Annotated in this window: 22 protein-coding genes; 6 read left to right on the top strand and 16 right to left on the bottom strand. The window is 60.5% G+C overall.

Annotated elements, in window-relative coordinates; translation table 11 throughout:
- Positions 1-4: 4 nt before the first annotated feature.
- From ACSQ2Z_RS01375 to ACSQ2Z_RS01335, 9 genes are all read right to left on the bottom strand, one after another.
- Entirely contained in the window at positions 5-736 is a 732-nt protein-coding gene (locus tag ACSQ2Z_RS01375) for a nucleotidyltransferase family protein (protein WP_436079556.1), read from the bottom strand.
- A gap of 92 nt (positions 737-828) precedes the next feature.
- Positions 829-2319, bottom strand: a complete 1491-nt coding sequence (tsaE, locus tag ACSQ2Z_RS01370) for a tRNA (adenosine(37)-N6)-threonylcarbamoyltransferase complex ATPase subunit type 1 TsaE (protein WP_436082934.1) — start codon at positions 2317-2319, stop codon at positions 829-831.
- Positions 2319-4799: an ATP-binding protein gene (locus tag ACSQ2Z_RS01365; RefSeq protein WP_436079555.1), complete on the bottom strand. Its 2481-nt coding sequence runs from the start codon at positions 4797-4799 to the stop codon at positions 2319-2321. Before ACSQ2Z_RS01365 ends, tsaE begins: the two co-directional genes overlap by 1 nt.
- Positions 4800-5304: 505 nt before the next feature.
- Complete coding sequence (gene ahcY, locus ACSQ2Z_RS01360; RefSeq protein WP_436079554.1) at positions 5305-6705, bottom strand: adenosylhomocysteinase; 1401 nt, start codon at positions 6703-6705, stop codon at positions 5305-5307.
- A gap of 230 nt (positions 6706-6935) precedes the next feature.
- Positions 6936-7253: an HPr family phosphocarrier protein gene (locus ACSQ2Z_RS01355; RefSeq protein WP_436079553.1), complete on the bottom strand. Its 318-nt coding sequence runs from the start codon at positions 7251-7253 to the stop codon at positions 6936-6938.
- Positions 7222-7623, bottom strand: a complete 402-nt coding sequence (locus ACSQ2Z_RS01350) for a PTS sugar transporter subunit IIA (RefSeq protein ID WP_018327133.1) — start codon at positions 7621-7623, stop codon at positions 7222-7224. Before ACSQ2Z_RS01350 ends, ACSQ2Z_RS01355 begins: the two co-directional genes overlap by 32 nt.
- A gap of 129 nt (positions 7624-7752) precedes the next feature.
- Positions 7753-8235 carry an HPr kinase/phosphorylase gene (locus ACSQ2Z_RS01345; protein WP_436079552.1) on the bottom strand — a complete coding sequence of 161 codons (483 nt, stop codon included), beginning with the start codon at positions 8233-8235 and terminating at the stop codon, positions 7753-7755.
- Positions 8232-10013 carry a stimulus-sensing domain-containing protein gene (locus tag ACSQ2Z_RS01340; protein WP_436079551.1) on the bottom strand — a complete coding sequence of 594 codons (1782 nt, stop codon included), beginning with the start codon at positions 10011-10013 and terminating at the stop codon, positions 8232-8234. Before ACSQ2Z_RS01340 ends, ACSQ2Z_RS01345 begins: the two co-directional genes overlap by 4 nt.
- 178 nt (positions 10014-10191) lie before the next feature.
- The gene (locus ACSQ2Z_RS01335) at positions 10192-10923 is read right to left on the bottom strand and encodes a response regulator transcription factor (RefSeq protein WP_436082933.1); all 732 of its coding nucleotides are present in this window, start codon (positions 10921-10923) and stop codon (positions 10192-10194) included.
- Between the two features lie 340 nt (positions 10924-11263).
- On the opposite strand from ACSQ2Z_RS01335, the gene ACSQ2Z_RS01330 reads away from it, so the two are divergent.
- From ACSQ2Z_RS01330 to ACSQ2Z_RS01320, 3 genes are all read left to right on the top strand, one after another.
- Positions 11264-12874 (top strand): phosphoenolpyruvate carboxykinase, encoded by a 1611-nt coding sequence (locus ACSQ2Z_RS01330; protein ID WP_436079550.1) that lies wholly within the window; start codon positions 11264-11266, stop codon positions 12872-12874.
- Positions 12875-13013: 139 nt separating this feature from the next.
- Positions 13014-13448 (top strand): alternative ribosome rescue aminoacyl-tRNA hydrolase ArfB, encoded by a 435-nt coding sequence (gene arfB, locus ACSQ2Z_RS01325; protein WP_436079549.1) that lies wholly within the window; start codon positions 13014-13016, stop codon positions 13446-13448.
- 68 nt (positions 13449-13516) lie between these two features.
- On the top strand, positions 13517-14128 hold the full coding sequence (locus ACSQ2Z_RS01320; RefSeq protein WP_436079548.1) for an alpha-ketoglutarate-dependent dioxygenase AlkB family protein: 612 nt from the start codon (positions 13517-13519) through the stop codon (positions 14126-14128).
- A 3-nt stretch (positions 14129-14131) separates the two neighbouring features.
- Here the strand turns inward: ACSQ2Z_RS01320 and coaA are convergent, their stop codons facing one another.
- The 7 genes from coaA to hisB all read right to left on the bottom strand — a co-directional run bounded on the left by coaA (position 14132) and on the right by hisB (position 18851).
- Positions 14132-15127, bottom strand: coding sequence for a type I pantothenate kinase (gene coaA / locus ACSQ2Z_RS01315; protein ID WP_436079547.1), 996 nt, complete (start codon positions 15125-15127; stop codon positions 14132-14134).
- A 7-nt stretch (positions 15128-15134) separates the two neighbouring features.
- The gene (locus ACSQ2Z_RS01310) at positions 15135-15449 is read right to left on the bottom strand and encodes a phosphoribosyl-ATP diphosphatase (RefSeq protein WP_436079546.1); all 315 of its coding nucleotides are present in this window, start codon (positions 15447-15449) and stop codon (positions 15135-15137) included.
- An 18-nt stretch (positions 15450-15467) separates the two neighbouring features.
- Positions 15468-16244 (bottom strand): imidazole glycerol phosphate synthase subunit HisF, encoded by a 777-nt coding sequence (gene hisF / locus ACSQ2Z_RS01305; RefSeq protein WP_436079545.1) that lies wholly within the window; start codon positions 16242-16244, stop codon positions 15468-15470.
- A 103-nt stretch (positions 16245-16347) separates the two neighbouring features.
- A complete protein-coding gene (hisA, locus tag ACSQ2Z_RS01300) occupies positions 16348-17091 on the bottom strand; it encodes a 1-(5-phosphoribosyl)-5-[(5-phosphoribosylamino)methylideneamino]imidazole-4-carboxamide isomerase (protein ID WP_436079544.1) in 744 nt (247 codons plus the stop codon).
- Position 17092: 1 nt separating this feature from the next.
- Positions 17093-17743, bottom strand: a complete 651-nt coding sequence (gene hisH / locus ACSQ2Z_RS01295; protein WP_436079543.1) for an imidazole glycerol phosphate synthase subunit HisH — start codon at positions 17741-17743, stop codon at positions 17093-17095.
- The gene (locus ACSQ2Z_RS01290; RefSeq protein WP_436079542.1) at positions 17743-18216 is read right to left on the bottom strand and encodes a DUF2628 domain-containing protein; all 474 of its coding nucleotides are present in this window, start codon (positions 18214-18216) and stop codon (positions 17743-17745) included. Before ACSQ2Z_RS01290 ends, hisH begins: the two co-directional genes overlap by 1 nt.
- A 26-nt stretch (positions 18217-18242) precedes the next feature.
- Positions 18243-18851, bottom strand: a complete 609-nt coding sequence (gene hisB, locus ACSQ2Z_RS01285; protein WP_436079541.1) for an imidazoleglycerol-phosphate dehydratase HisB — start codon at positions 18849-18851, stop codon at positions 18243-18245.
- Between the two features lie 222 nt (positions 18852-19073).
- Between hisB and hslV the strand changes: the two genes are divergently transcribed.
- Genes hslV through hslU form a run of 3 tightly spaced genes read left to right on the top strand, consistent with a single transcriptional unit; the run spans position 19074 to position 21407 of the window.
- On the top strand, positions 19074-19598 hold the full coding sequence (hslV, locus tag ACSQ2Z_RS01280; protein WP_436079540.1) for an ATP-dependent protease subunit HslV: 525 nt from the start codon (positions 19074-19076) through the stop codon (positions 19596-19598).
- A complete protein-coding gene (locus ACSQ2Z_RS01275) occupies positions 19588-20106 on the top strand; it encodes a GNAT family N-acetyltransferase (protein ID WP_436079539.1) in 519 nt (172 codons plus the stop codon). Before hslV ends, ACSQ2Z_RS01275 begins: the two co-directional genes overlap by 11 nt.
- Complete coding sequence (hslU, locus tag ACSQ2Z_RS01270) at positions 20103-21407, top strand: ATP-dependent protease ATPase subunit HslU (protein ID WP_436079538.1); 1305 nt, start codon at positions 20103-20105, stop codon at positions 21405-21407. Before ACSQ2Z_RS01275 ends, hslU begins: the two co-directional genes overlap by 4 nt.
- Positions 21408-21515: the final 108 nt, after the last annotated feature.

Below are 21515 nucleotides of genomic sequence, written 5' to 3'. Positions count from 1 at the left end.
GTCGTCACGCCCTCGTCTGGAAGCGGCGGATCGCCTCCTCAGCCTCGCCGATCGCTTCCGGCGTCCCAACGGTGAGCCAATGGCCTTCGAGCACGATGCCGAACAGCCTGTCTCTCTCGATCGCCTTGTCGAAATAGATGTTCAGGTTGAAGGCGTCCTCCGGAGCATCGGCGAAAAGCCGGCTATGCAGGGCGATCGCGCCCGCATAGACGACCGGATTTTCCATGCCTTCCTTGTAGCGGGAAAGGCGGCCCTGTGTATCGAGCGAGAAATCCAGCTTGCCGTTATGTCCGGTCGTGTCTTCGTTGCGCACGCACAGCAGCGCCATGTCCATGGTTTCCGGATCGAAGAACGATGCAAGACGCTCGAGATTGGAAGGCGCGTCCGGCTTTTCGCCGACCCAGAAGAGATCGGCGTTCATGACGAGGACAGGGCCATCGTCGAGCAGTTTCAAGCCCTTGGCAAGACCGCCGCCGGAATTCATCAGCGCAGCCCGCTCGTCGGAAATGACGATTTGTGGCCGGCTTCTGTCTTTCAGATACGCTTCCATCTGATCGGCGAAATGGTGGACGTTGACTGCAGCCGTCTCGATCCCCGCAGCTTCGATCGCATCGAGCACGTAGTCGATCATCGGCTTCCCCGCGATGGGCACCAGCGGTTTCGGTATGGTGTCGGTAATGGGCCGCAGCCGGGTGCCAAGTCCCGCGGCAAGCACCATGGCGTTCTTGATGGGCATAGGCAGCACGTGATCCACTGAATTCCTGACCGGTGATTCGGGTTTCAAAGTGTTATAGCGACCTTTGCGCGTCAAGTTTGACGCGTTGCGCTTTAAAGGATTCCAGCCTTTATGCACCATTCGCGCAAGGGCGCGAGCGCTTCGTGTTCGAGCGCCACCTGAAGATAGGAGAATGTCCGCGGCATGTGCTTCATGTAGAAGGGCTTGCCGTCGCGCCGCATCAGCCGGACCCAGATGCCGGCGAGCTTGCAGTTGCGTTGTGCCGACATGAGATGCCAGTCGCGCCGGAACGTCACTTCGTCGAAATCGCCGAGAGCGTGGCGTTGCGAGCAGTAGAGCGAGAGCATCTCGCCGCAGAGGTCCGGCTCAATCGTCACCCGCGCATCCTGCGTGATCGAGGCCACGTCATAGGCTGTAGGGCCGATCATCGCGTCCTGGAAATCGATGATGCCGACGCGGTCGAAGCCTGAGCGCTTGTCGCGCCAGATAATGTTCGGCGAATGGAAATCGCGAAGCAGCAGCTTCTTTTCCGACGCGCCAAGGAGATCGATCAGTGAATCCCAAACCAAAAAATACGTGTCGCGTTCGGCATCGGACGCCTTCTCGCCGCGCTTCCACGGAAGATACCAGTCGATCAGCAGACTGGTTTCGATCTTCATCGCCGTGCGATCGAAATCGGGAATGTGGTGCGTGATGGTCTCGGACAGCGGTATGTCGCGGGTCACCGGCTGCGCATGCAGATGCGCAAGCATTCGCACGCTTTCGAGATAGCGCTCGGCGACCGGCTGTCCGTCTGCATCGAGGATGCCCTCGCTGCCGAGATTTTCGATCAGGAGAATGCCGGCGTCGAGATCGGCTTCGTAAACGTTGGGGGCGCAAAATCCCTTGTTCCGAATGTCGCGAGCAATCGCGACGAAGGGGACGACATTTTCGGCGAGATGGGCGAGCTGCTGGTAATATTTGCCATCCTGCAGGATCGGGCCGGGTTTGTGGCGGGCCGAATCCATCAGGAGTCTCACTGGCTGCCCCTCGATCAGGATCCGTTCATAGGCGCGTGCCGACGCATCGCCACTAAGATGCCGGCGCCGTGCGTTGCCGTATCCACGGTCGTCGAGGAAGGATCGAATTGCCAGGCTGCGCATGACCCGCGACAGGGCCATTGGGTCGCCGGAGATGGTGACGCGACGACCATCGTCAAGGTGGGAAAAGGTGGCGGTGAGCCGCGTCTTTGGCAGCGCCGACAGCGCGTTTTCAGGCCATTCCACCAGGCAGATGCCGTCGGAGAGTGCTTCGTCGAGACCGAGTTCGTCGAGCTCGGAAACGTCCGCCAGCCGGTAGAGGTCGAAATGTGAAACGGGAATGCGCAGATCGTAGCTTTGCACCAGGGTGAAGGTGGGGCTTGGCACTTCAAGCGTCTCGTCGTCGGCCATGGCGCGCAGGAAGGCGCGGGCAAGCGTCGATTTGCCGGCGCCGAGGTCGCCGGAGAGCGCCAGGCAGTCGCCCGGCTTCAAGGCCAGCACTAGGTCCTCGCCGAGTTGGATGGTTGCGGTCTCGTCTTTCAGGAGGAGTTCGATCGCCTGCATCATTCCGCCGCTGCGAATTTCGGGAGATCGCCCGAGGGGATGCAGCAGGTCACTTCCGTTCCCTTGCCTTCGTGGCTGCGGATCGACACCGTGCCATGGTGCAGGCTGACGAAGCTCTCGACGATGGAGAGGCCAAGACCGGCGCCGCCGCGTGTTCCATGGCTTTCGAACCGGTTGAACACAGTATCGAGAATGTCCTGCGGGATGCCGGGACCGTTGTCGGTCACGCTGAAGACGAAATCGCTGCCGTCGCGGCGGCATCTGAGGCTGATGGTGCTGCCGTCGGGCGCGAAATTGGCGGCATTGGTCAGGAGCTTGATAAGGATCTGCTTCAGCCGTTGATGGTCGGCGACGAACAGGCCGAGCATGTCGGGCGTATCGATCTGCAGCGTCACGGCACTTTCCTGCAGTCGATCGGCCATCTGAAGAGAGACTTCGTCGAGGAAGTCGGTCAGGTTGATTTCCGACAGGTCGAGCTCGACGATGCCTGCATCAACGGTCGCGAGATCGAGAATGTCGTTGACGATCGTCAGCAGCAACGAGGACGAGGTGGAGATATGGTCGACATATTCTGCTTGCCTCTCGGTCAACATGCCGAAGGCGGGCGTCTTCAAAAGATCGGCAAAGCCGATGATATTGGTCAGCGGCGAGCGCAACTCATAGGAGACGTGCTGGACGAAGTCGTTCTTCAGATGGTCGGCCATCCGCAGCGCCTCGTTCTTCTCGGTCAGTGCCCGCTCGACGCGTACGCTGTCGGTGATGTTGACGAAGGTCAGCATCGTCTGCGCATTCGGCAGCGGGATGACGGCAAAATCCAGAATGAGACCGGTACGCAGTTCGAGGATGCCCTGGCAGGACGGTCGCTCGTCGTCAAAGCTGGTGATGAGGTGCGAAAAACGCTTCCAGCCATCGGGCTGGTCGTAGGATGGCGCGCAGACCTGCTCGATGGTGCGGATATGCGTGCCGGGCTTGGCTTCCGCCTCAGTGACGCCCCAAAGCGCGCGGAAGGCTGGGTTGGACAGCTTGATGCGCCCATCCGGCCCGAACACCGCGACGCCCTCTGACAGATGGTCGATGGTCTCGCCCTGAACCTGCACGAGCGTATTGTAGCGGGTTTCGAGATCGACCTTCTCCGTCAGGTTCTCGAACACCCAGGTCGCGCCGCCTTGCGGACGGGCCGTTGCGAAAACGCGCAGCGTTTGGCCGTTCGGCAGGTGCCACAGGTCGGATTGCGTGTCGATCGCCTGATAGACGGCGAGGGCATTTTCTTTCCACTGCTTCCAGTTTAATTGCTCAGGCAGCTTTGCGGCAGCGCGCAGCCGGTCGAGAATCTCGCCGTTGCCCGGCTTTCGTTCCAGGAAGCCCATGTCGAGAGCCCAGAGCCTCTGGAAGGCCTGATTGTAGAACTGCAGGCGCTGGCTGCCATCGAAGATCGCAACGGGCGTGGCCAGTTGATCGAGTGTCTCGGCGTGGCTTTTCAGGGTCCGGTTCAGTTCCTCGCGAACGGCCTCGACGTCCGAGACATTGATCGCCATGCCGGCCGATCCGGCCGGGCTTCTGGCATCCACGACGTCGAAGAATGTCCGGTTCCCCCGAACCACGGTGGAGACTTTTTCGCGATAAGCGGAATCATAGGTGCTGAGCGCTCGGATTTTTTCGCGCGCTACCGTCGCCAGAAGCTCGCGGTTTTCCTTCACCGCGACACCCGGATTGGCGGATTCGACCGCAACCGCATAGGCTTCATTGACCCAAAGGAGCGTGCCGTCGGCCCCGCGCTGCCAGACCGGCAGATCGATCGCATCGAGCAGGGTCTGAAGACTGAGCAGCGATCCGTGCAGGCGATCCCGCTCCAGTTTCATTTCGGCGAGTTCTGCGCGCAAATTGTTGAGAGCGACGAAGCGCACGAATGCCCGGCCACCGGAGACGCGGCCCTGGGTCTCGACGATCTCGCCGCGGGTTGTTTCGACGATGAGATCGAAGCTCTGGGCACTGGAACGCAAAAGCTCGATAGCCTTTTCGAGCTCGGAGGCAGACTGGGGTTTGAGCCAGCGGCCGAACGCGAGGAAATCGCGGTCATCCTGCGGGGCGCCCGTTTCGGCAGGCAGATGTCCCAGGAACTCCGGCTTGTTTGACAGCCCCTCCCAGACGACGATACGGCGGTTCTTGTCGGCGATCAGGGCCTGAAAGCGCGAAATCTTGTGATTGGCGTCGGCCAGCGCCGCGTTCAGCTCGCGGTTGTCGGTTTCGATATTGCCGCGCTGGCGGATCAGCCAGATGGCGGAAATCATTGCCGCTGAGATCACCCCGATCAGGACGGAAAACGTGACGACTTCGGAGGAGTGGAAAACGCTCGCCGTGGTGACGTCGTCAGCCGCCGCAAGGGCAGGGCCGGCGCCGATCGCAAGCGCGGAACTCGCCATGAACCGGCGCAGCAAGGACGGAATCCGGCCACCAGCGCGTTTCGAAGGACCTGTTTCCATGGCATGCTTCCCCGTTTGCATCACATAGGATGCCATGATCGGAAAAAAACCGAATCATGGACGATCTTATGTGTCTTCAACACCTTGAAGCGTGCCCCGACCTTTCGGCGGAGCCTGTACAAGGTCTTTGCAGGGCTACGCGTCCGTTCGGACACGCGGCCCCGCAACAGTTTGACCTGCCGCAAAATTTTGTCCTTAAATCGATTCTGATCTAAGGAATTAATGCGGGAGGCCGGTTGCAAATCGCCACGTCGTGCCAAATCGAAATCCTGCCGTCGGCAGGCCTCGTTCAATTTCGATTGCAGCCCGGAATGTCTCCGTCCGTTTGCCGCATAAACGACAAGACATCCCATTCGCGACGGTCTGTACCGCATCTTTGTCACGAATCATTGTCCCGAAAACATACGCCTTCGGCGAATCGTCGGAAAGGGCGAGGCAAAAAAAGAGGCCGCGATCTACTGTCAAGATCGGGGCCTCTATATGTTGTGGATTATCCGGATAAGGATTAATAGCGGTAGTGTTCAGCCTTGAACGGACCCTGCGGCTTCACGCCGATATAATTGGCCTGTTCTTCCGAAAGCTCCGTCAGCTTGACGCCGAGTTTGCCGAGGTGAAGGCGGGCAACCTTCTCGTCGAGGTGCTTGGGCAGGATGTGGACCTTCCTGTCGTACTGTTCGCCCTTGGTGAAGAGCTCGATCTGGGCCAGAACCTGGTTGGTGAACGACGCCGACATGACGAAGGACGGATGGCCGGTGGCGTTGCCGAGATTGAGCAGGCGGCCTTCCGAGAGAAGGATCATCCGGTTGCCCTTCGGGAACTCGATCAGATCGACCTGCGGCTTGACATTGGTCCATTTCAGGTTGCGCAGAGCGGAAACCTGGATCTCGTTGTCGAAGTGGCCGATATTGCCGACGATCGCCATGTCCTTCATCTCACGCATGTGGTCCATGCGGATGACGTCCTTGTTGCCGGTCGTGGTGATGAAGATATCGGCGGTCGAGACGACATCTTCGAGCCGCACGACTTCATAGCCATCCATGGCGGCCTGCAGGGCGCAGATCGGGTCGACTTCGGTGACTTTGACGCGGGCGCCAGCGCCCGACAGCGAGGCTGCCGAACCCTTGCCGACATCGCCGTAACCGCAGACGACGGCGACCTTGCCGGCCATCATCACGTCGGTGCCGCGGCGGATGCCATCGACCAGCGATTCCTTGCAGCCGTACTTGTTGTCGAATTTCGACTTGGTGACTGAATCGTTGACGTTGATCGCCGGGAAGGGCAAGAGGCCCTTGGCATGCAGTTGGTACAGACGATTGACACCGGTGGTGGTTTCCTCGGTCACGCCCTTGATCGCGTCGCGCTGCTTGGTAAACCAGCCCGGGGAGGAGGCAAGGCGCTTCTTGATCTGGGCGACGAGGATTTCCTCTTCTTCCGAGGTCGGGCTCGACAGCACGTCCTCGCCGGCCTCGGCGCGGGCGCCGAGCAGGATATACATGGTGGCGTCGCCGCCATCATCGAGGATCATGTTGGAGACGCCGCCATCGGCCCATTGGAAGATCCGGTCGGTGTAGGTCCAGTATTCCTCCAGCGTCTCGCCCTTGACGGCGAAGACCGGAACGCCGCTGGCGGCGATCGCCGCGGCGGCGTGATCCTGGGTGGAGAAGATGTTGCACGATGCCCAGCGGACCTCGGCACCGAGTGCGACCAGCGTTTCGATCAGCACGGCCGTCTGGATGGTCATGTGCAGCGAACCGGTGATACGCGCGCCCTTCAGCGGCTTCTTCGCACCGAATTCCTCGCGGCAGGCCATCAGGCCCGGCATTTCCGTCTCGGCAATGGTGATTTCCTTGCGGCCGAAATCGGCAAGGCCGATATCCGCAACCAGATAGTCGTTCGTCGTGCTCATGAAGCTCTCCGGCTTGAGGCCATGCACCGGGACCTGACGTGTTTACGATCCGGGCAGGGCGCACTGAAATTTGCACTTCCGGCAGGGAGCCGAGAAGTTTGGTTCTCACCTAGCAGGATTCATGAAAGGGAGCAACAGGACATAAAGAAGTCTTTATATCTTTATGTCTCTAGAGTGGGCCGATTTCCGATCGAACCCGGGACCGGCTCATCCCGAACAAAAAAGAAAGCTCAGATTTCCTCGCCGAACTTGTCGGCGACCAGCGCGTCGAGAGCGTCGAGCGCCTCCTGCGCCTGACGACCGCTGGCAACGACGGAGATGGAACAGCCAGTGCTGGCGGCAAGCATCATCAGCCCCATGATCGACGTACCGCCGACGGTCATGCCGTCTTTCGAGACCTGGATCTCGGCGTCGTAGCCTTCCACCGTCTGGACGAACTTGGCGGAAGCGCGGGCATGCAGCCCTCGCTTGTTGATGATCAGCAGTTCGCGGGAAAGCGCCACCGGCACCACTTCGCTATTTGCCACTGAGGACACGGCTTGCGACATTGATATACTTCCTGCCTGCTTCGGATGCTTCGACGAGTGCCTTGTCCATATCGCTTTCGCCACGGACGCCGGCGAGCTTGATCAGCATGGGAAGGTTGACGCCGGCGATGACCTCGACTGTGCCGCTCTGCATCACCGAGATTGCCAGATTGGACGGCGTTCCGCCGAACATATCCGTCAGAATGATGACGCCATTGCCTTCATCGGCCGAGAGAACCGCTTCCAGGATATCCTGGCGGCGTTGATCCATGTCATCCTCAGGGCCGATGCAGACAGTCTCGATCGACTTTTGCGGACCAACGACATGCTCCAGCGCATGACGAAACTCTTCAGCCAGCTTGCCGTGAGTGACAAGCACAAGTCCGATCATGATGTCTCCGCTCCAACTGCATCCGCTAATCTACGATGGTCAGATATCGCAATGCAGCAATTTCGTCCACCTTTGGGGCGGCCATCTTGGCAAGGAAAAGGCGAAGTGCAAGTTAAAAATCCAAAAATGCTACTTTTGAAGGCAGCATTGTCCTTGAAAATTGGCATTTTGAGGCAAGATAAGCCGCAAAATTTCGAAGGAATTCAGGCTCTCTCCGAAGGGAAGCCGCAGCAACGGCAAAAAATTGCCTGCCGGAAGAGCAAAGACCTCATTTTCGGGCGGCAGGCGCGGTTCAAACGGCGGTTTGACGCGCTGAACGGCGAAATCCAGCACAGCCGCCGGTATCGTCTCCACCTGGACAATGCCGGCGCCGCGGATTTCGGCCAACCCGGCGATGGAGGCGGGCCGGCGGGCGAGGACCCTGCCATTTCGCACCGAGATCAGCACTTGGTCATCCGATACTAGGGCGCCAAACAATCCGCTTCCTCTCGCTGCCGCCAGACAGGAGAGCGCCAAGGCCGTCTTGCCTGCGCCGGATGGGCCGACGAACAAGAAACCACGGGTCCCAAGCACGACGGCAGTGGCGTGAATATTGACCGCCTCGTCCGTCATGCGTTGGTCTCTACTGGCAACGACAGGATGAAGCGCGCGCCGGTGATCCTGCCGCTCGCGTCCGTCATGTTCTCGGCTTTCAGAGAGCCGCCATGGGCTTCCGCGATCTGGCGAGAGATCGACAGGCCGAGGCCCGAATTCTGGCCAAAATCCTCAGCCTCCGGCCGGTCGGTGTAGAAGCGTTCGAAGATCCGGTCGATGTCTTCTGCCTGGATGCCGGGGCCGTTGTCCTCGACATAGATCAGGCAGCGGCTGCGGGTTCGTGTCAGGCGCAGGATGATGCGGCCGCCTTCCTCGGGCACGAAGGAGCGGGCGTTTTCGATGAGGTTGGTGATGATCTGGCCGATCCTGAGTTCGTAACCGGCGACATCGAAGCGGGCCTTCGGATTGTCCTTGCGCTCGACGACAAAGCTGAGTTGCACCGGTTTCTTGCCGCCGCGTATCTGCCGGGAAATGTCGACGAGATCGCCGACTAGTTTCTCCAGATCGATGGCCTTGGCGTCGCTGCGGGCAAGCTCGGCATCGAGCCGCGAGGCATCCGAGATATCGCTGATCAGGCGATCGAGTCGGCGCACATCATGCTGGATGACATCCATCAGTCGCTTCTTTGAATCGTCCGTACGGGCGAGTGGCAGGGTTTCGACGGCGCTGCGCAGCGATGTCAGCGGGTTTTTCAATTCGTGGCTGACATCCGCGGCAAAATTCTCGATCGCGGCGATACGGTCGTAGAGCGCCGTCGTCATTTCGCGAAGGGCCACGGAGAGATTGCCGATTTCGTCCTGACGGGACGAGAAATCCGGAATTTCCTCGCGCTCCTTGGCACCGCCCCGCCGCACGCGAATGGCGGCGGCCGAAAGGCGCCGCAGAGGGTTGGCGATCGTGCTCGACAGAAGCAGGGAGAGGATGACGTTGACCAGGGCTGCGACACCAAAGACGCGAATGATGGCCAGCCGCTCGGCATGAACGATCTTGTCGATGTCGCCGGCCTGCGTCGAGAGAAGAAGAACGCCGAGAACGGCGCGGAACCGCTGGACTGGAACCGCGACAGAGACGATCAGTTCGCCTTTTTCGGTAACACGCACGACGGCGCCGCGAACGCCGGTCAGCGCGTTCATGACCTCCGGATAGATGGCACCGTTGCCGCCCGGCGGCTCCTTGTAGAGCGGCAGGTTGCCGGGCTGCAGGACGCGATTGAACCACGAATTCAGCCGCTCGGACCAAGTTGCCGATTCCGGATCGATCGGCGGCAGGTCGAAACGCAGCACCTGTCCGCCGGTATAGAGGTGGCGTGAATCCAACAGCAGGTCGGCATCGGCGTCAAACAGGCGGGCGCGGGTGCGGGTCGGCGAGATCAAGCGTCTCAGCACCGGTGCCACACGTTCCTGGTTGATCGGAAATTCAAGATCCTCGTCGCTCGGCAGCGGGGTGATGCTCTGTCCGGCCTGCAGCTCCAAGAGCTTTTCCGGGTCGATGGTGATCGAGTTGGTATCGACCGAAGCGGAAGCGGCGATGGCGCCGGCAATGATCTCGCCTTGCGTCAACAGGCTTTCGACGCGGGCATCGATCAGTCCCTCGCGGAACTGGTTCAGATACATGATGCCGCCGACGAGGACCACGAGCGCGACGAGATTGAAGAACAGGATACGGCGCGTCAGGCTCGAAAACACGGCGTTGCCGAAGATGCGGCGAATCAGCGTGAAGGGATGCGCCCACTTCCGGCCGGACGCGGTCCCCGCGTCACTGTCGTCCACATCGATGTTTCGCAAGACTTCGACCAAGCCTTCAACTCCCGCTCGCGCGGCTCCTGCATATCAATGGCAGCTATGGCTGTTCTCAAGCTAAACCCGATTGCGGTTCGCCCTAGCCCGGAGCCGTATCATACAGTTCCGTGACAAGCCATGCCAGTGTGGCCGTGGCGCGCTATATCGCCCGGGCCACGGCCGTCCATTGCGGTCTTTAAGCCGATTCGCGGAAGCGATAGCCTACGCCATAGAGCGTCTCGATCATGTCGAAGTCGTCGTCGACCATCTTGAACTTCTTGCGCAGCCGCTTGATGTGGCTGTCGATCGTGCGGTCGTCGACATAGACCTGCTCGTCATAGGCGGCGTCCATCAGCGAATCGCGGCTTTTCACGACGCCGGGGCGCTGCGCCAGCGAATGCAGGATGAGGAATTCGGTGACCGTCAGGGTCACCGGCTCGTTCTTCCAGGTGCAGGTGTGGCGCTCCTGGTCCATCGACAGCTGGCCGCGCTCCAGTGAACGCGCCTGAACATCAGCGGCGGTCTTGGCGCCGCTGCCGGAATTCGCTGCAGCCGCGGCTTCGCGGTTGGCCGAGCGACGCAGGATTGCCTTGACGCGCTCAACCAGCAGTCGCTGCGAGAAGGGCTTGGTGATGAAATCGTCGGCGCCCATCTTCAGGCCGAACAGCTCGTCGATCTCCTCGTCCTTGGAGGTGAGGAAGATCACCGGAATGTCCGACTTCTGGCGCAGGCGGCGCAAAAGCTCCATGCCATCCATGCGCGGCATCTTGATGTCGAAGATGGCCAGCTGCGGCGGCCGGGCAAGCAGGCCGTCGAGGGCCGACGCACCGTCGGTATAGGTTTCGACCTTGTATCCTTCCGCTTCCAGCGCAATCGACACCGAGGTCAGGATGTTCCGGTCGTCATCGACAAGTGCAATCGTCTGCATCGTATAGGGCTCCACCATTTCACTACGCCTCCGCGGAAGCCCGGTCGTCCGGGTCACTGCTGCGGCACGAGGCGTTTCTTGAGTATAAAGGTGGAACAAATTGTGGCGAAGTAAAAAGCAAAAGCAATGTGGCAGGCGGGGAAAGCGCCATTTGGCTGGAAAAAAGCCGGTCGAAAAGCGGCGATTCAACCGATTAAAAAAGCAATAAATTCCTTTAAATCGATTAATATACTGAAATTATTAGATATTTTGAGACAGTAACCTTGTCTTTTCTCACTACTCCTTTTATGTTCACTAACATTCAACGTTCTTTATGCAAACCACGGAGGAAAGCTGAACCATGAAGGAACTCGGCATTCGCAACCCATCCCTTGGGCTGGAATCAATCGGTTTCACCAACCTGGACATGGTTCGGTATAACTTCGGCACCGCTGAACTCTATGAGGAAATCCTGCGCCGCAGCGAGGCGCAGCTGACCGCTCATGGCGCTGTGCGTGCCCTGACGGGACAGCACACGGGCCGTTCCCCGAAGGACAAATTCGTCGTTCGCGATGCCAATACGGCGGATGAAATCTGGTGGGACAACAACAACGCAATGTCGCCGGAACATTTCGAGATCCTGCATCAGGACATGCTCGATCATGCCAAGGGCAAGTCGCTCTATGTTCAGGACCTGATCGGCGGTGCCGATGCGGAAAACGCCCTGCCGACGCGTGTCGTAACGGAATTCGCCTGGCATTCGCTGTTCATTCGCAACCTGCTGATCCGTCCGGAAAAGGCGGCACTCGCCACCTTCGCACCGAAGCTGACGATCATCGATCTACCGGGTTTCAAGGGTGATCCTGCCCGCCATGGTTGCCGCACCGAAACCGTGATTGCCTGCAACTTCACCAGGGGCATCATCCTGATCGGCGGCACGTCCTATGCCGGCGAGATGAAGAAGTCGGTCTTCACCATGCTCAACTACCTGCTGCCGGCCAAGCGTGTGATGCCGATGCATTGCTCTGCCAATGTCGGTCCGAATGGCGACGCGGCGGTCTTCTTCGGTCTTTCGGGCACCGGCAAGACGACGCTGTCGGCCGATCCGAAACGTACGCTGATCGGCGACGATGAACACGGCTGGGGCAACGACGGCATCTTCAATTTCGAAGGCGGCTGCTATGCCAAGACCATCCGCCTGTCGGCCGAAGCCGAGCCGGAAATTTTCGCAACGACGCACCGGTTCGGAACTGTGCTCGAGAACGTCATCCTCGACGACAACCGCGTGCCGGATTTCAATGATGGCTCGCTGACCGAAAATACGCGCTGTGCCTATCCGCTGGACTTCATCCCGAATGCCAGCAAGACCGGCACTGCGGGCCATCCGGGCACAATCATCATGCTGACGGCCGACGCCTTCGGCGTGATGCCGCCGATCGCGCGTCTGACGCCTGACCAGGCCATGTATCACTTCCTCTCCGGTTACACCGCCAAGGTGGCAGGAACGGAAAAGGGCGTGACCGAGCCGGAAGCGACCTTCTCAACCTGCTTCGGCGCCCCCTTCATGCCGCGCCATCCGTCCGAGTATGGCAACCTCTTGAAAACGCTGATTGCAGAACACGGCGTCAATTGCTGGCTCGTGAACACCGGCTGGACCGGTGGCGCCTACGGCACCGGAAACCGCATGCCGATCAAGGCGACGCGCGCCCTGCTTGCAGCAGCACTCGACGGTTCTCTGGCATCGGCGGAGTTCCGCACGGACAGCAATTTCGGTTTCGCCGTGCCTGTTGTGGTTTCCGGCGTGGACAGCAAGATCCTCGATCCGCGCTCGACCTGGAGCGACGATGCCGCCTATGACGAGCAGGCCCGCAAGCTGGTGGACATGTTCGTTGCCAATTTCGCCAAGTTCGAAAACCACGTCGACGGCAGCGTTCGCGATGCTGCCCCGGGCGCTAAGCTCGCTGCGGAGTAAAAAAGACCACCGAATATAAATCGCAGGCTATGATTCACGTGAAACCCGGCTTGAAAAGGCCGGGTTTTCTTATGTCTGGCAGCTCATGCGTTTTCAAGCTCGCGATCCTGTGAGATAGAGCGATGGAAGGAAGAACGTCATGGCCAGCGATCCGCTCTATATCAACGACAACATCGTCATTGCCGGCTGGGAACTGACGGAGCAATTCGTGCTGGCCGGCGGTCCGGGCGGCCAGAACGTCAACAAGGTCTCGACGGCCGTCCAGTTGTTCTACGGAATCAAGGCATCGCCGGCTTTGCCGGAGCGGGTGCGCGAAAACGCCATCAAGCTCGCCGGTCGCAAGATGTCAAAGGACGGCGTTCTGATGATCGAGGCGAGCCGTTTTCGCAGCCAGGAGCGCAATCGCGAGGATGCGCGCGAACGGTTGAAGGAACTGATCCTCAAGGCTGCCGAGCCGCCGCCACCGCCGCGGCGAAAGACCAGGCCGACGAAGGGCTCGATCGAGCGCCGCCTGAAGGAAAAGACGGGGCGCGGCGAAGTCAAGAAGATGCGCGGCCGTCCTGAAAGCGAATGAGGTTTTTTGCGCGGGCCTTGTTTTTGTCCGTCACTGCACTCTGTTAGGCTGGAGCAATAGGTGTTTCGATGCGGGTTCTTCCCCAGGGTATTCGCCATATCCCCGGCTTTCTCGACCGCGAAAAGCAGGAAGCTCTGGTGGAGAGCATTCGCGCCATCGCCGCGGAGGCCCCGCTTTTCGTGCCGGCGATGCCGAAGACCGGTAAGCCGATGTCGGTGCGCATGACCAATTGCGGCCCGCTCGGCTGGGTGACGGACAAGGAGCGCGGCTATCGGTACCAGCGCGAGCACCCTGTTACCGGAAAGCCATGGCCGCCGATGCCGGATGCGCTTCTCGATATCTGGCGCGCCGTTTCCGGCTCGTCCAAGGAACCGCAGGCCTGTCTCGTGAATTTCTATACCGAGGATGCCAGCATGGGCTTGCACCAGGACCGTGATGAGCAGGATCTGGAGATGCCGGTCGTGTCCATTTCGCTCGGCGATAGCTGTCTGTTTCGCGTGGGCGGGCGGGAGCGAAACGACCGGACCCTGTCGTTCAAATTGTCGAGCGGTGATGTCGTCGTGCTGGGCGGCGAGGCGCGTCTTGCCTTTCACGGCGTGGACAAGATCTACCCCAACACCTCGACACTTCTGAAAAACGGCGGCCGCATTAATCTTACACTTCGCCGGGTCACCGTCTGAGCCTCAGAGTTTGCGCAGCGCCACCGTCTCGGTGAGGTGGTTCGGGCCCTTCTGCAGGATCAGGTCGGCGCGCGGCCGCGTCGGCAGGATGTTCTGGCGAAGGTTCTTCAGGTTGATGTTGTTCCAGAGCCCTTCGGCGATCGAACGCGCCTCCTCCTCGCTAACCTCCGCATAGCGCTTGAAGAAGGACTCCGGGTTGCGGAAGGCCGTATGGCGCAGACGCATGAAACGTTCGACGTACCAGCTGTGGATCAGGCTTTCCTCGGCGTCGATATAGATCGAGAAATCGAAGAAATCCGAGACCATCGGCACGATCTTGCCGTCTGCCGGCAGGTTGCGCGACTGCAGCACGTTGATGCCTTCGAAGATGAGGATATCCGGCCGGTCGATGATCTGGAATTGGTCGGGCAACACGTCGTAGGTTAGGTGCGAATAGGTTGGCGCCTTGACGTTCGGCTGGCCGGCCTTGATCGCCGACAGGAAGCGCAAGAGCGCGCCGATGTCGTAGCTCTCGGGAAAGCCCTTGCGGTCCATCATGTTTTCCCGAAGCAGCGTCGCATTGGGAAAAAGGAAACCGTCGGTCGTCACCAGATCGACCTTCGGGCTGGATGGCCAGCGCGACAAAAGCTCGGCAAGAATACGGGCAGTCGTCGACTTTCCGACGGCCACCGAACCGGCGATGCCGATGACGAAGGGCGTTTTCGCCTCACCGGACATGCTGAGGAAACGCTGGCGCTGGGCAAACAGCATCTGCGAGGATTCGACATGCGCGGACAGAAGCCGCGACAAGGACAGGTAGATGCGCCGGACTTCGTCGAGATCGACGGGGTCGTTGAGCGAGCGCAGCCGTTGAACTTCGCCGGCGGTCAGCGTCAAAGGCGTATCGGCCCGGAAGCGCGACCATTCCTCGGCTGAGAAGAAACGATAGGGGGAATAATCGGTGTTGCCGAAATGATCCGGAATATCGGCTGGGGCTATGTCTTTTGCCGCGATGGTCATCAATTCTCTACCGGCTCGCCTTTTCCTGGAGACCCGACTGGCGGGTGCGCCGTTCGAGTTCGCTCATCACATCCTGCAACGGAATATCAGCAATTTTCAATACGACCATAAGGTGATAGAGCAGATCGGCGCTCTCGGCGACCAGATTGGCGCGATCATTGCTGATTGCGGCGATCACGGTCTCTACCGCTTCCTCACCGAGCTTTTTCGCCGCCTTCGTCTGCCCATGGGCCACGAGTTTTGCCGTCCAGGATTGCTCCGGCGACGCCTTGGCGCGATCGGCGACGATCGCCTCGAGACTGGAAAGGGAAAAGTCGCTCATCGGTTTCCGTCCTGTCGCTCAGTCGAGCCGCATGGCGATGCCATGCTCTGCCATATAGCGCTTGGCTTCGCCGATGCTATAGGTGCCGAAATGGAAGATCGAGGCGGCAAGCACCGCCGTTGCATGCCCGTCGCGAATGCCCTCGACCATGTGGTCGAGATTGCCGACGCCGCCCGAGGCGATCACCGGAACCGAAACGCGGTCGGCGATCGTGCGGGTCAACGCGATATCGTAGCCGGTCTTCTGGCCGTCGCGATCCATGGATGTCAGAAGAAGTTCGCCGGCACCACGCTCTACCATCTTTTCCGCAAAGGCGACGGCATCGATACCGGTCGCCTGGCGCCCGCCATGGGTGAAGATTTCCCAGCGATCTTCCTCGCCAGGTTGCGACACCTTCTTGGAATCGATCGAGACGACGATGCACTGGTTGCCGAACTTGTCGGCCGCCTCGGCGACGAAATCGGGGTTGTTCACCGCGGCCGAGTTGATCGAGACCTTGTCGGCGCCCGCGAGCAGCAGCTTGCGGATATCGGCAATCGTGCGCACCCCGCCGCCGACAGTGAGCGGCATGAAGCAATGGTCGGCAGTGCGCGCCACGACGTCGAAGATGGTGTCGCGGTTATCCGAGGAGGCGGTGATGTCGAGGAAACAGAGCTCATCGGCACCGGCGGCATCATAGGCCTTGGCCGATTCGACGGGGTCGCCGGCATCGATCAGGTCAACGAAGCTGACGCCCTTGACGACGCGGCCGTCCTTGACGTCGAGGCAGGGAATGACACGGGCTTTGAGGGTCATAGGACAGCCTCTTTCTTGGTTTGCGCGTCCTCGCCGCCTCGTGGCTGCGGGTCTCGCGGCATATCCTTGACGTCCAGGCGGGGAACGGCACGGGTTTTGAGGGTCATGCCGCTTTTCCTTTCGCGCTGCGAATAAGGGCCAGCGCCTCGGCCGGGTCGATGCGCCCGTCATAGAGCGCGCGGCCGGAAATGGCGCCTTCGAGCTTTGCCGCGTCGGGCTGAACCATCCGGCGGATATCGTCCATCGAGGCAAGGCCGCCCGACGCGATCACGGGGATGGAGACGGCACCCGCCAGTTCCAGCGTCGACGCCCAGTTGATGCCGGTCAGGATGCCGTCGCGGTCGATATCAGTATAGATGATTGCCGAAACGCCGGCGCCCTCGAATTTCTTCGCCAGTTCGATGACACCGAGTTCGGAGGCTTCCGCCCAGCCCTCGACCGCCACCTTGCCGCCCTTGGCGTCGATACCGACGGCGACCTTGCCCGGGAATTTCCGGCAGGCCTCGATGACCAGCGCCGGATCACGCACGGCGACGGTGCCGAGAATGACACGGGCAAGCCCGCGTGACAGCCAGTTCTCGATATGATCGAGCGTGCGGATGCCGCCGCCGAGTTGCACCGGATTTTTCGTGGCTTTCAGGATCGCATCGACAGCTGCCCCGTTGACCGTCTCGCCGGCAAAGGCACCGTTGAGATCGACCACATGCAACCATTCGAACCCCTGGTCCTCGAAGGCCTTGGCCTGGGCGGCAGGGTCGGGATTGTAGACGGTCGCCTGTTCCATGTCGCCGAGCTTGAGGCGCACGCACTGGCCGTCTTTGAGATCAATGGCGGGAAAAAGGACCATGTCAGGGCTTCCAGCGCAGGAAATTTGAGATCAGGGCGAGGCCGAGCGTCTGGCTCTTTTCCGGATGGAACTGCGCGCCAGCCTTGTTGCCTTTCGCGACGAAGGCGGTCACCGCGCCGCCATAGGAGGTCGTGGCGATCAGATCGTCCGGATTTTCGACGGCGAGATGGTAGGAATGGACGAAATAGGCGTGCAGCCCGTCTTCGCCGGTCCTGATGCCGGAAAACAGCGGATGCGGCTTCTTAAGATCCAGTGTGTTCCAGCCGATCTGCGGGATTTTCAGGGTCGGATCGGAGGGAACCATCTCGACGACATCGCCCTTGATCCAGCCAAGCCCTTGAGTCGTTGTCTTTTCCAGCCCGCGCGACGACATCAGCTGCATGCCGACGCAGATGCCGAGGAAGGGACGGGCGGATTTTTCGACCGCTTCCGTCAGCGCCGCCTGCATGCCGTCGACGGCATCGAGACCACGGCGGCAGTCTGCATAGGCGCCGACGCCGGGCAGGACGATGCGGTCGGCACTGGCGACGCGGTCAGCCTTGTCGGTCAGCTCGATCTCAGCGTCGATGCCGGCTTCACGCGCCGCACGCTCGAAGGCTTTCGTCGCCGAGCGCAGATTGCCGGATCCGTAGTCAATGATCGCAACGCGCATTAGCGTTCTCCATAATTCTCAAACAGGCCGAAAGCTGTGCGGCCTTCGGATTTTGCTGTCGTCTGTGGTAGCGCCGGGGGCTGCCGTCCGGTATCGCCGGGCGCATGCGCAGCCGCCTCGTGGTCGTATATCATTTCGGCAAGGGCCAGATCATCCGTCGCAATGACCGACTGGAGCGTCCAGCCGTCAGATTCCAGCCGCCTGGCGACGAGGGCCGGGCCCTCGAGGGCGACCAGAAGGCGCAGTGCCAGTTCGACCAGCAGCCCCGCCAGCATGGCGCGAGGCTCCGAGGTCAGGATTGTCACCGTCGACTGCAGGATCGCAACCGTGATGCCGGCAATCCACTGTCTTTTGACGAGCAGCCAGATCGCCGGAAAGAGAAAGGCAATCCAGGAAAACTTGTCGGCGATGAACCGCGCATGCTCGTCGTTTCTGAGGGCAGCGGGCGGTGTCAGAACCAGATAGGAGGCCATGTCAGCCAACTTTCAATATGGCCCGGTCAGACCAGCGTGCCCTTGGTGGAGGGAACGCGGCCTGCCTGGCGCGGATCGATCTCTGTTGCCGTGCGAAGCACGCGGGCAACGGCCTTGAAACAGGTTTCTGAGATATGATGGTTGTTGGCGCCGTAGATATTCTGCACATGCAGCGTGATGCCGCCGTGCTGAGCCAGAGCCTGGAAGAATTCGCGCACCAGTTCGGTATCGAAGGTACCGATCTTCGGCGCGGAGAAGGCGACGTTCCAGACGAGGAAGGGACGGCCGGAGACATCGACGGCGGCGCGCGTCATCGTCTCGTCCATGGCAAGGTCGAGCGAGGCGTAGCGGGTGATACCGCTCCGGTCGCCGAGCGCCTTGGAGAGGGCCTGGCCGATGGCGATGCCGGTGTCTTCCACCGTGTGGTGGTCGTCGACATGCCGGTCGCCGTCGGCGGTGATGTCCATGTCGATCAGCGAATGGCGGGAAAGCTGTTCCAGCATATGGTCGAAGAAGCCGACGCCCGTCGAAATGCGCGATGTACCGGTGCCGCCGATGTTGACGGACACGGTGATCGAGGTTTCGTTGGTCTTGCGCGAAACGCTGCCGGTGCGCTTGGCTTGCTGGTCTGCCATCAGGTTCTCCCAACTGTCATAGAGCCGCTCCATATCAGGCGGTGGGCGAAATATCCAGAAGTGCTGCCGTGATTCTCGCGGAGGCGAGACAGGCCCGGTTTTTTACGGCAGGGAGCGGGATACGGGCTATTTGCAATCGGCAAAACCGCTCTTACATAGGCTTCAACAGGGCCGATGTGCGGCTCTTCGAAAAAGCCCGGCTGCCGGGCAGGCAGGTATTTCATGACGACAATTATTACCGTCCGCAAGGGCGGCCAGGTGGTGATGGCGGGCGATGGTCAGGTAAGCCTTGGCCAGACCGTGATGAAGGGCAATGCGCGAAAAGTCCGCCGCCTCGGCAAGGGCGACGTGATCGCCGGTTTCGCCGGCGCCACGGCCGATGCCTTCACGCTCCTGGAGCGGTTGGAGGCCAAGCTCGAGCAGTATCCGGACCAGCTGATGCGCGCCACCGTCGAGCTTGCCAAGGACTGGCGTACCAACAAGTATCTGCGCAATCTCGAAGCGATGATGTTGGTCGCCGACAAGTCGATCACGCTGGCGATCACCGGCAATGGTGATGTGCTTGAACCCGAACACGGCACGATCGCCATCGGCTCGGGTGGTAATTTTGCCTTTGCTGCCGCCCGCGCGCTGATGGATTCGGACAAGACGGCCGAGGAGATTGCCCGCCGGGCGATGGAGATCGCCGGTGATATCTGCGTCTATACCAACGGCAACATCGTCATCGAAAAGCTCGATGCAGCCTAATCCGGCCATCGCCTTCGCGGCTGTTGACGAGAGCCACATGCCGATGCTGTTCGGCTGGCTGTCGGAAGGGCACGTGCGGCAGTGGTGGGGTGAGCCGGATGAGGAACTGAAACTGATCCGCGACGGCTGCGCGACCCGTGAAGTCGAAGGCTTCGTCTTTTCGGTCGACGGCACGCCGGCTGGCTACATCCAGGCTTGGCTGCCGACGCAATATGACAGCGAGCCCTGGGCTGAGGATCTGACGCCGGATACGCCGGGTATCGATATTTTCGTCGGACCGCCCGGCATGATAGGCAAGGGTATTGCGCCTGCGGTGATCAGAGCCTTTGCGGCGAGACTTTTTGCAGGCACCGCGCCGCGGATCATCATCGATTCCGATGCAGAGAATAAACAGGCCCTGCGGGCTTATGCCAAGGCGGGTTTTACCCCTTATGGCGAATGGTACGACAGCGCCGGGCGAACAATCCTGATGGAATTGACCCGGACAGAATTTGAGAGGATGTCATGACCACATTTTCACCCCGCGAAATCGTGTCGGAGCTCGACCGGTTCATCATCGGCCAGCACGATGCCAAGCGCGCTGTCGCCATCGCTTTGCGCAACCGCTGGCGCCGCCAGCAACTCACCGACGAGCTGCGCGACGAGGTGATGCCGAAGAACATCCTGATGATCGGGCCGACCGGCGTCGGCAAGACGGAGATTTCGCGCCGTCTTGCCAAGCTCGCCGGCGCCCCCTTCATCAAGGTCGAAGCGACAAAGTTCACCGAAGTGGGCTATGTCGGTCGTGATGTCGAGCAAATCGTCCGCGACCTCGTCGAGGTCGGCATCGGCCTGGTGCGCGAGAAGAAGCGGGCCGATGTCAAGGCAAAGGCGCATCTGAATGCAGAAGAGCGCGTACTCGATGCTCTGGTGGGTGCTACCGCGTCCCCCGCGACGCGCGACAGTTTCCGCAAGAAATTGCGCGCCAACGAAATGGACGACAAGGAAGTCGACATCGAGATTGCCGATGCGGGAACACCCGGCGGCTTCGAGATCCCCGGCATGCCCGGGGCCAATATCGGCGTCCTCAACCTGTCGGAAATATTCGGTAAGGCGATGGGTCAGCGGACCAAGAAGGTTCGCACCACGGTTAAGGACAGCTATGGCATCCTGATCAACGATGAATCCGACAAGCTTCTCGACAACGAGGAGATCCAACGCGAAGCGGTGCGCTCGGCGGAAAACGACGGCATCGTCTTCCTCGACGAGATCGACAAGATCGCGGCGCGCGATGGTGGAATGGGCGCCGGTGTTTCACGCGAAGGCGTCCAGCGCGACCTGTTGCCGCTGGTGGAAGGCACGACGGTTGCGACCAAGTATGGCCCGGTGAAGACTGACCATATCCTGTTCATCGCCTCGGGCGCGTTCCACGTCTCGAAGCCGTCGGACCTGCTTCCCGAGCTGCAGGGCCGCCTGCCGATCCGCGTCGAGCTGAAGGCGCTGACCAAGGAAGACTTCCGCCGCATCCTCACGGAAACGGAGGTCAGCCTGATCCGGCAATACAAGGCACTGTTGGAAACGGAAGGCGTCAACCTGGACTTCACCGACGACGCAATTGACGCGCTTGCCGATGTTGCCGTTATGCTCAACGCGAGCGTCGAGAATATCGGCGCCCGGCGTCTGCAGACGGTGATGGAGCGGGTCCTCGACGAAATCTCCTATGCGGCGCCGGACAAGTCCGGGGAGCAGTTGAAGATCGATGCGGACTACGTGAAGACGCATGTCGGCGATCTCGCCGCCAATACGGACCTGTCGCGTTACATCCTGTAGCGGCAGCCGATCGTGAAACTGAACAGGGCGTCCGATGGGCGCCCTTGTTGTTTCCGCAGCCTGCACGCGATAAGCCTTTCGCCGTGGCGGGCATGATTCCGACACGAT

Origin of the sequence: Pararhizobium sp. LjRoot235 (genome assembly GCF_964254145.1) — a bacterium.
In the GTDB taxonomy this organism is placed as follows: domain Bacteria; phylum Pseudomonadota; class Alphaproteobacteria; order Rhizobiales; family Rhizobiaceae; genus Pararhizobium.
This window is presented reverse-complemented; position numbering and strand designations above follow the sequence as displayed.

What these genes read in the sequence shown, in the direction of transcription:
- ahcY (WP_436079554.1), bottom strand. Translation starts at nt 6,705, where the DNA reads ATGAGCACGACGAACGACTATCTGGTTGCGGATATCGGCCTTGCCGAT.
- ACSQ2Z_RS01375 (WP_436079556.1), bottom strand. Translation starts at nt 736, where the DNA reads ATGCCCATCAAGAACGCCATGGTGCTTGCCGCGGGACTTGGCACCCGG.
- ACSQ2Z_RS01330 (WP_436079550.1), top strand. Translation starts at nt 11,264, where the DNA reads ATGAAGGAACTCGGCATTCGCAACCCATCCCTTGGGCTGGAATCAATC.
- hisB (WP_436079541.1), bottom strand. Translation starts at nt 18,851, where the DNA reads ATGGCAGACCAGCAAGCCAAGCGCACCGGCAGCGTTTCGCGCAAGACC.
- hisA (WP_436079544.1), bottom strand. Translation starts at nt 17,091, where the DNA reads ATGGTCCTTTTTCCCGCCATTGATCTCAAAGACGGCCAGTGCGTGCGC.
- ACSQ2Z_RS01335 (WP_436082933.1), bottom strand. Translation starts at nt 10,923, where the DNA reads ATGCAGACGATTGCACTTGTCGATGACGACCGGAACATCCTGACCTCG.
- coaA (WP_436079547.1), bottom strand. Translation starts at nt 15,127, where the DNA reads ATGACCATCGCGGCAAAAGACATAGCCCCAGCCGATATTCCGGATCAT.
- ACSQ2Z_RS01310 (WP_436079546.1), bottom strand. Translation starts at nt 15,449, where the DNA reads ATGAGCGACTTTTCCCTTTCCAGTCTCGAGGCGATCGTCGCCGATCGC.
- ACSQ2Z_RS01365 (WP_436079555.1), bottom strand. Translation starts at nt 4,799, where the DNA reads ATGGAAACAGGTCCTTCGAAACGCGCTGGTGGCCGGATTCCGTCCTTG.
- hisF (WP_436079545.1), bottom strand. Translation starts at nt 16,244, where the DNA reads ATGACCCTCAAAGCCCGTGTCATTCCCTGCCTCGACGTCAAGGACGGC.
- ACSQ2Z_RS01320 (WP_436079548.1), top strand. Translation starts at nt 13,517, where the DNA reads ATGCGGGTTCTTCCCCAGGGTATTCGCCATATCCCCGGCTTTCTCGAC.
- ACSQ2Z_RS01345 (WP_436079552.1), bottom strand. Translation starts at nt 8,235, where the DNA reads ATGACGGACGAGGCGGTCAATATTCACGCCACTGCCGTCGTGCTTGGG.
- ACSQ2Z_RS01355 (WP_436079553.1), bottom strand. Translation starts at nt 7,253, where the DNA reads ATGTCGCAAGCCGTGTCCTCAGTGGCAAATAGCGAAGTGGTGCCGGTG.
- hslV (WP_436079540.1), top strand. Translation starts at nt 19,074, where the DNA reads ATGACGACAATTATTACCGTCCGCAAGGGCGGCCAGGTGGTGATGGCG.
- ACSQ2Z_RS01275 (WP_436079539.1), top strand. Translation starts at nt 19,588, where the DNA reads ATGCAGCCTAATCCGGCCATCGCCTTCGCGGCTGTTGACGAGAGCCAC.
- ACSQ2Z_RS01350 (WP_018327133.1), bottom strand. Translation starts at nt 7,623, where the DNA reads ATGATCGGACTTGTGCTTGTCACTCACGGCAAGCTGGCTGAAGAGTTT.
- arfB (WP_436079549.1), top strand. Translation starts at nt 13,014, where the DNA reads ATGGCCAGCGATCCGCTCTATATCAACGACAACATCGTCATTGCCGGC.
- hisH (WP_436079543.1), bottom strand. Translation starts at nt 17,743, where the DNA reads ATGCGCGTTGCGATCATTGACTACGGATCCGGCAATCTGCGCTCGGCG.
- tsaE (WP_436082934.1), bottom strand. Translation starts at nt 2,319, where the DNA reads ATGCAGGCGATCGAACTCCTCCTGAAAGACGAGACCGCAACCATCCAA.
- ACSQ2Z_RS01290 (WP_436079542.1), bottom strand. Translation starts at nt 18,216, where the DNA reads ATGGCCTCCTATCTGGTTCTGACACCGCCCGCTGCCCTCAGAAACGAC.
- hslU (WP_436079538.1), top strand. Translation starts at nt 20,103, where the DNA reads ATGACCACATTTTCACCCCGCGAAATCGTGTCGGAGCTCGACCGGTTC.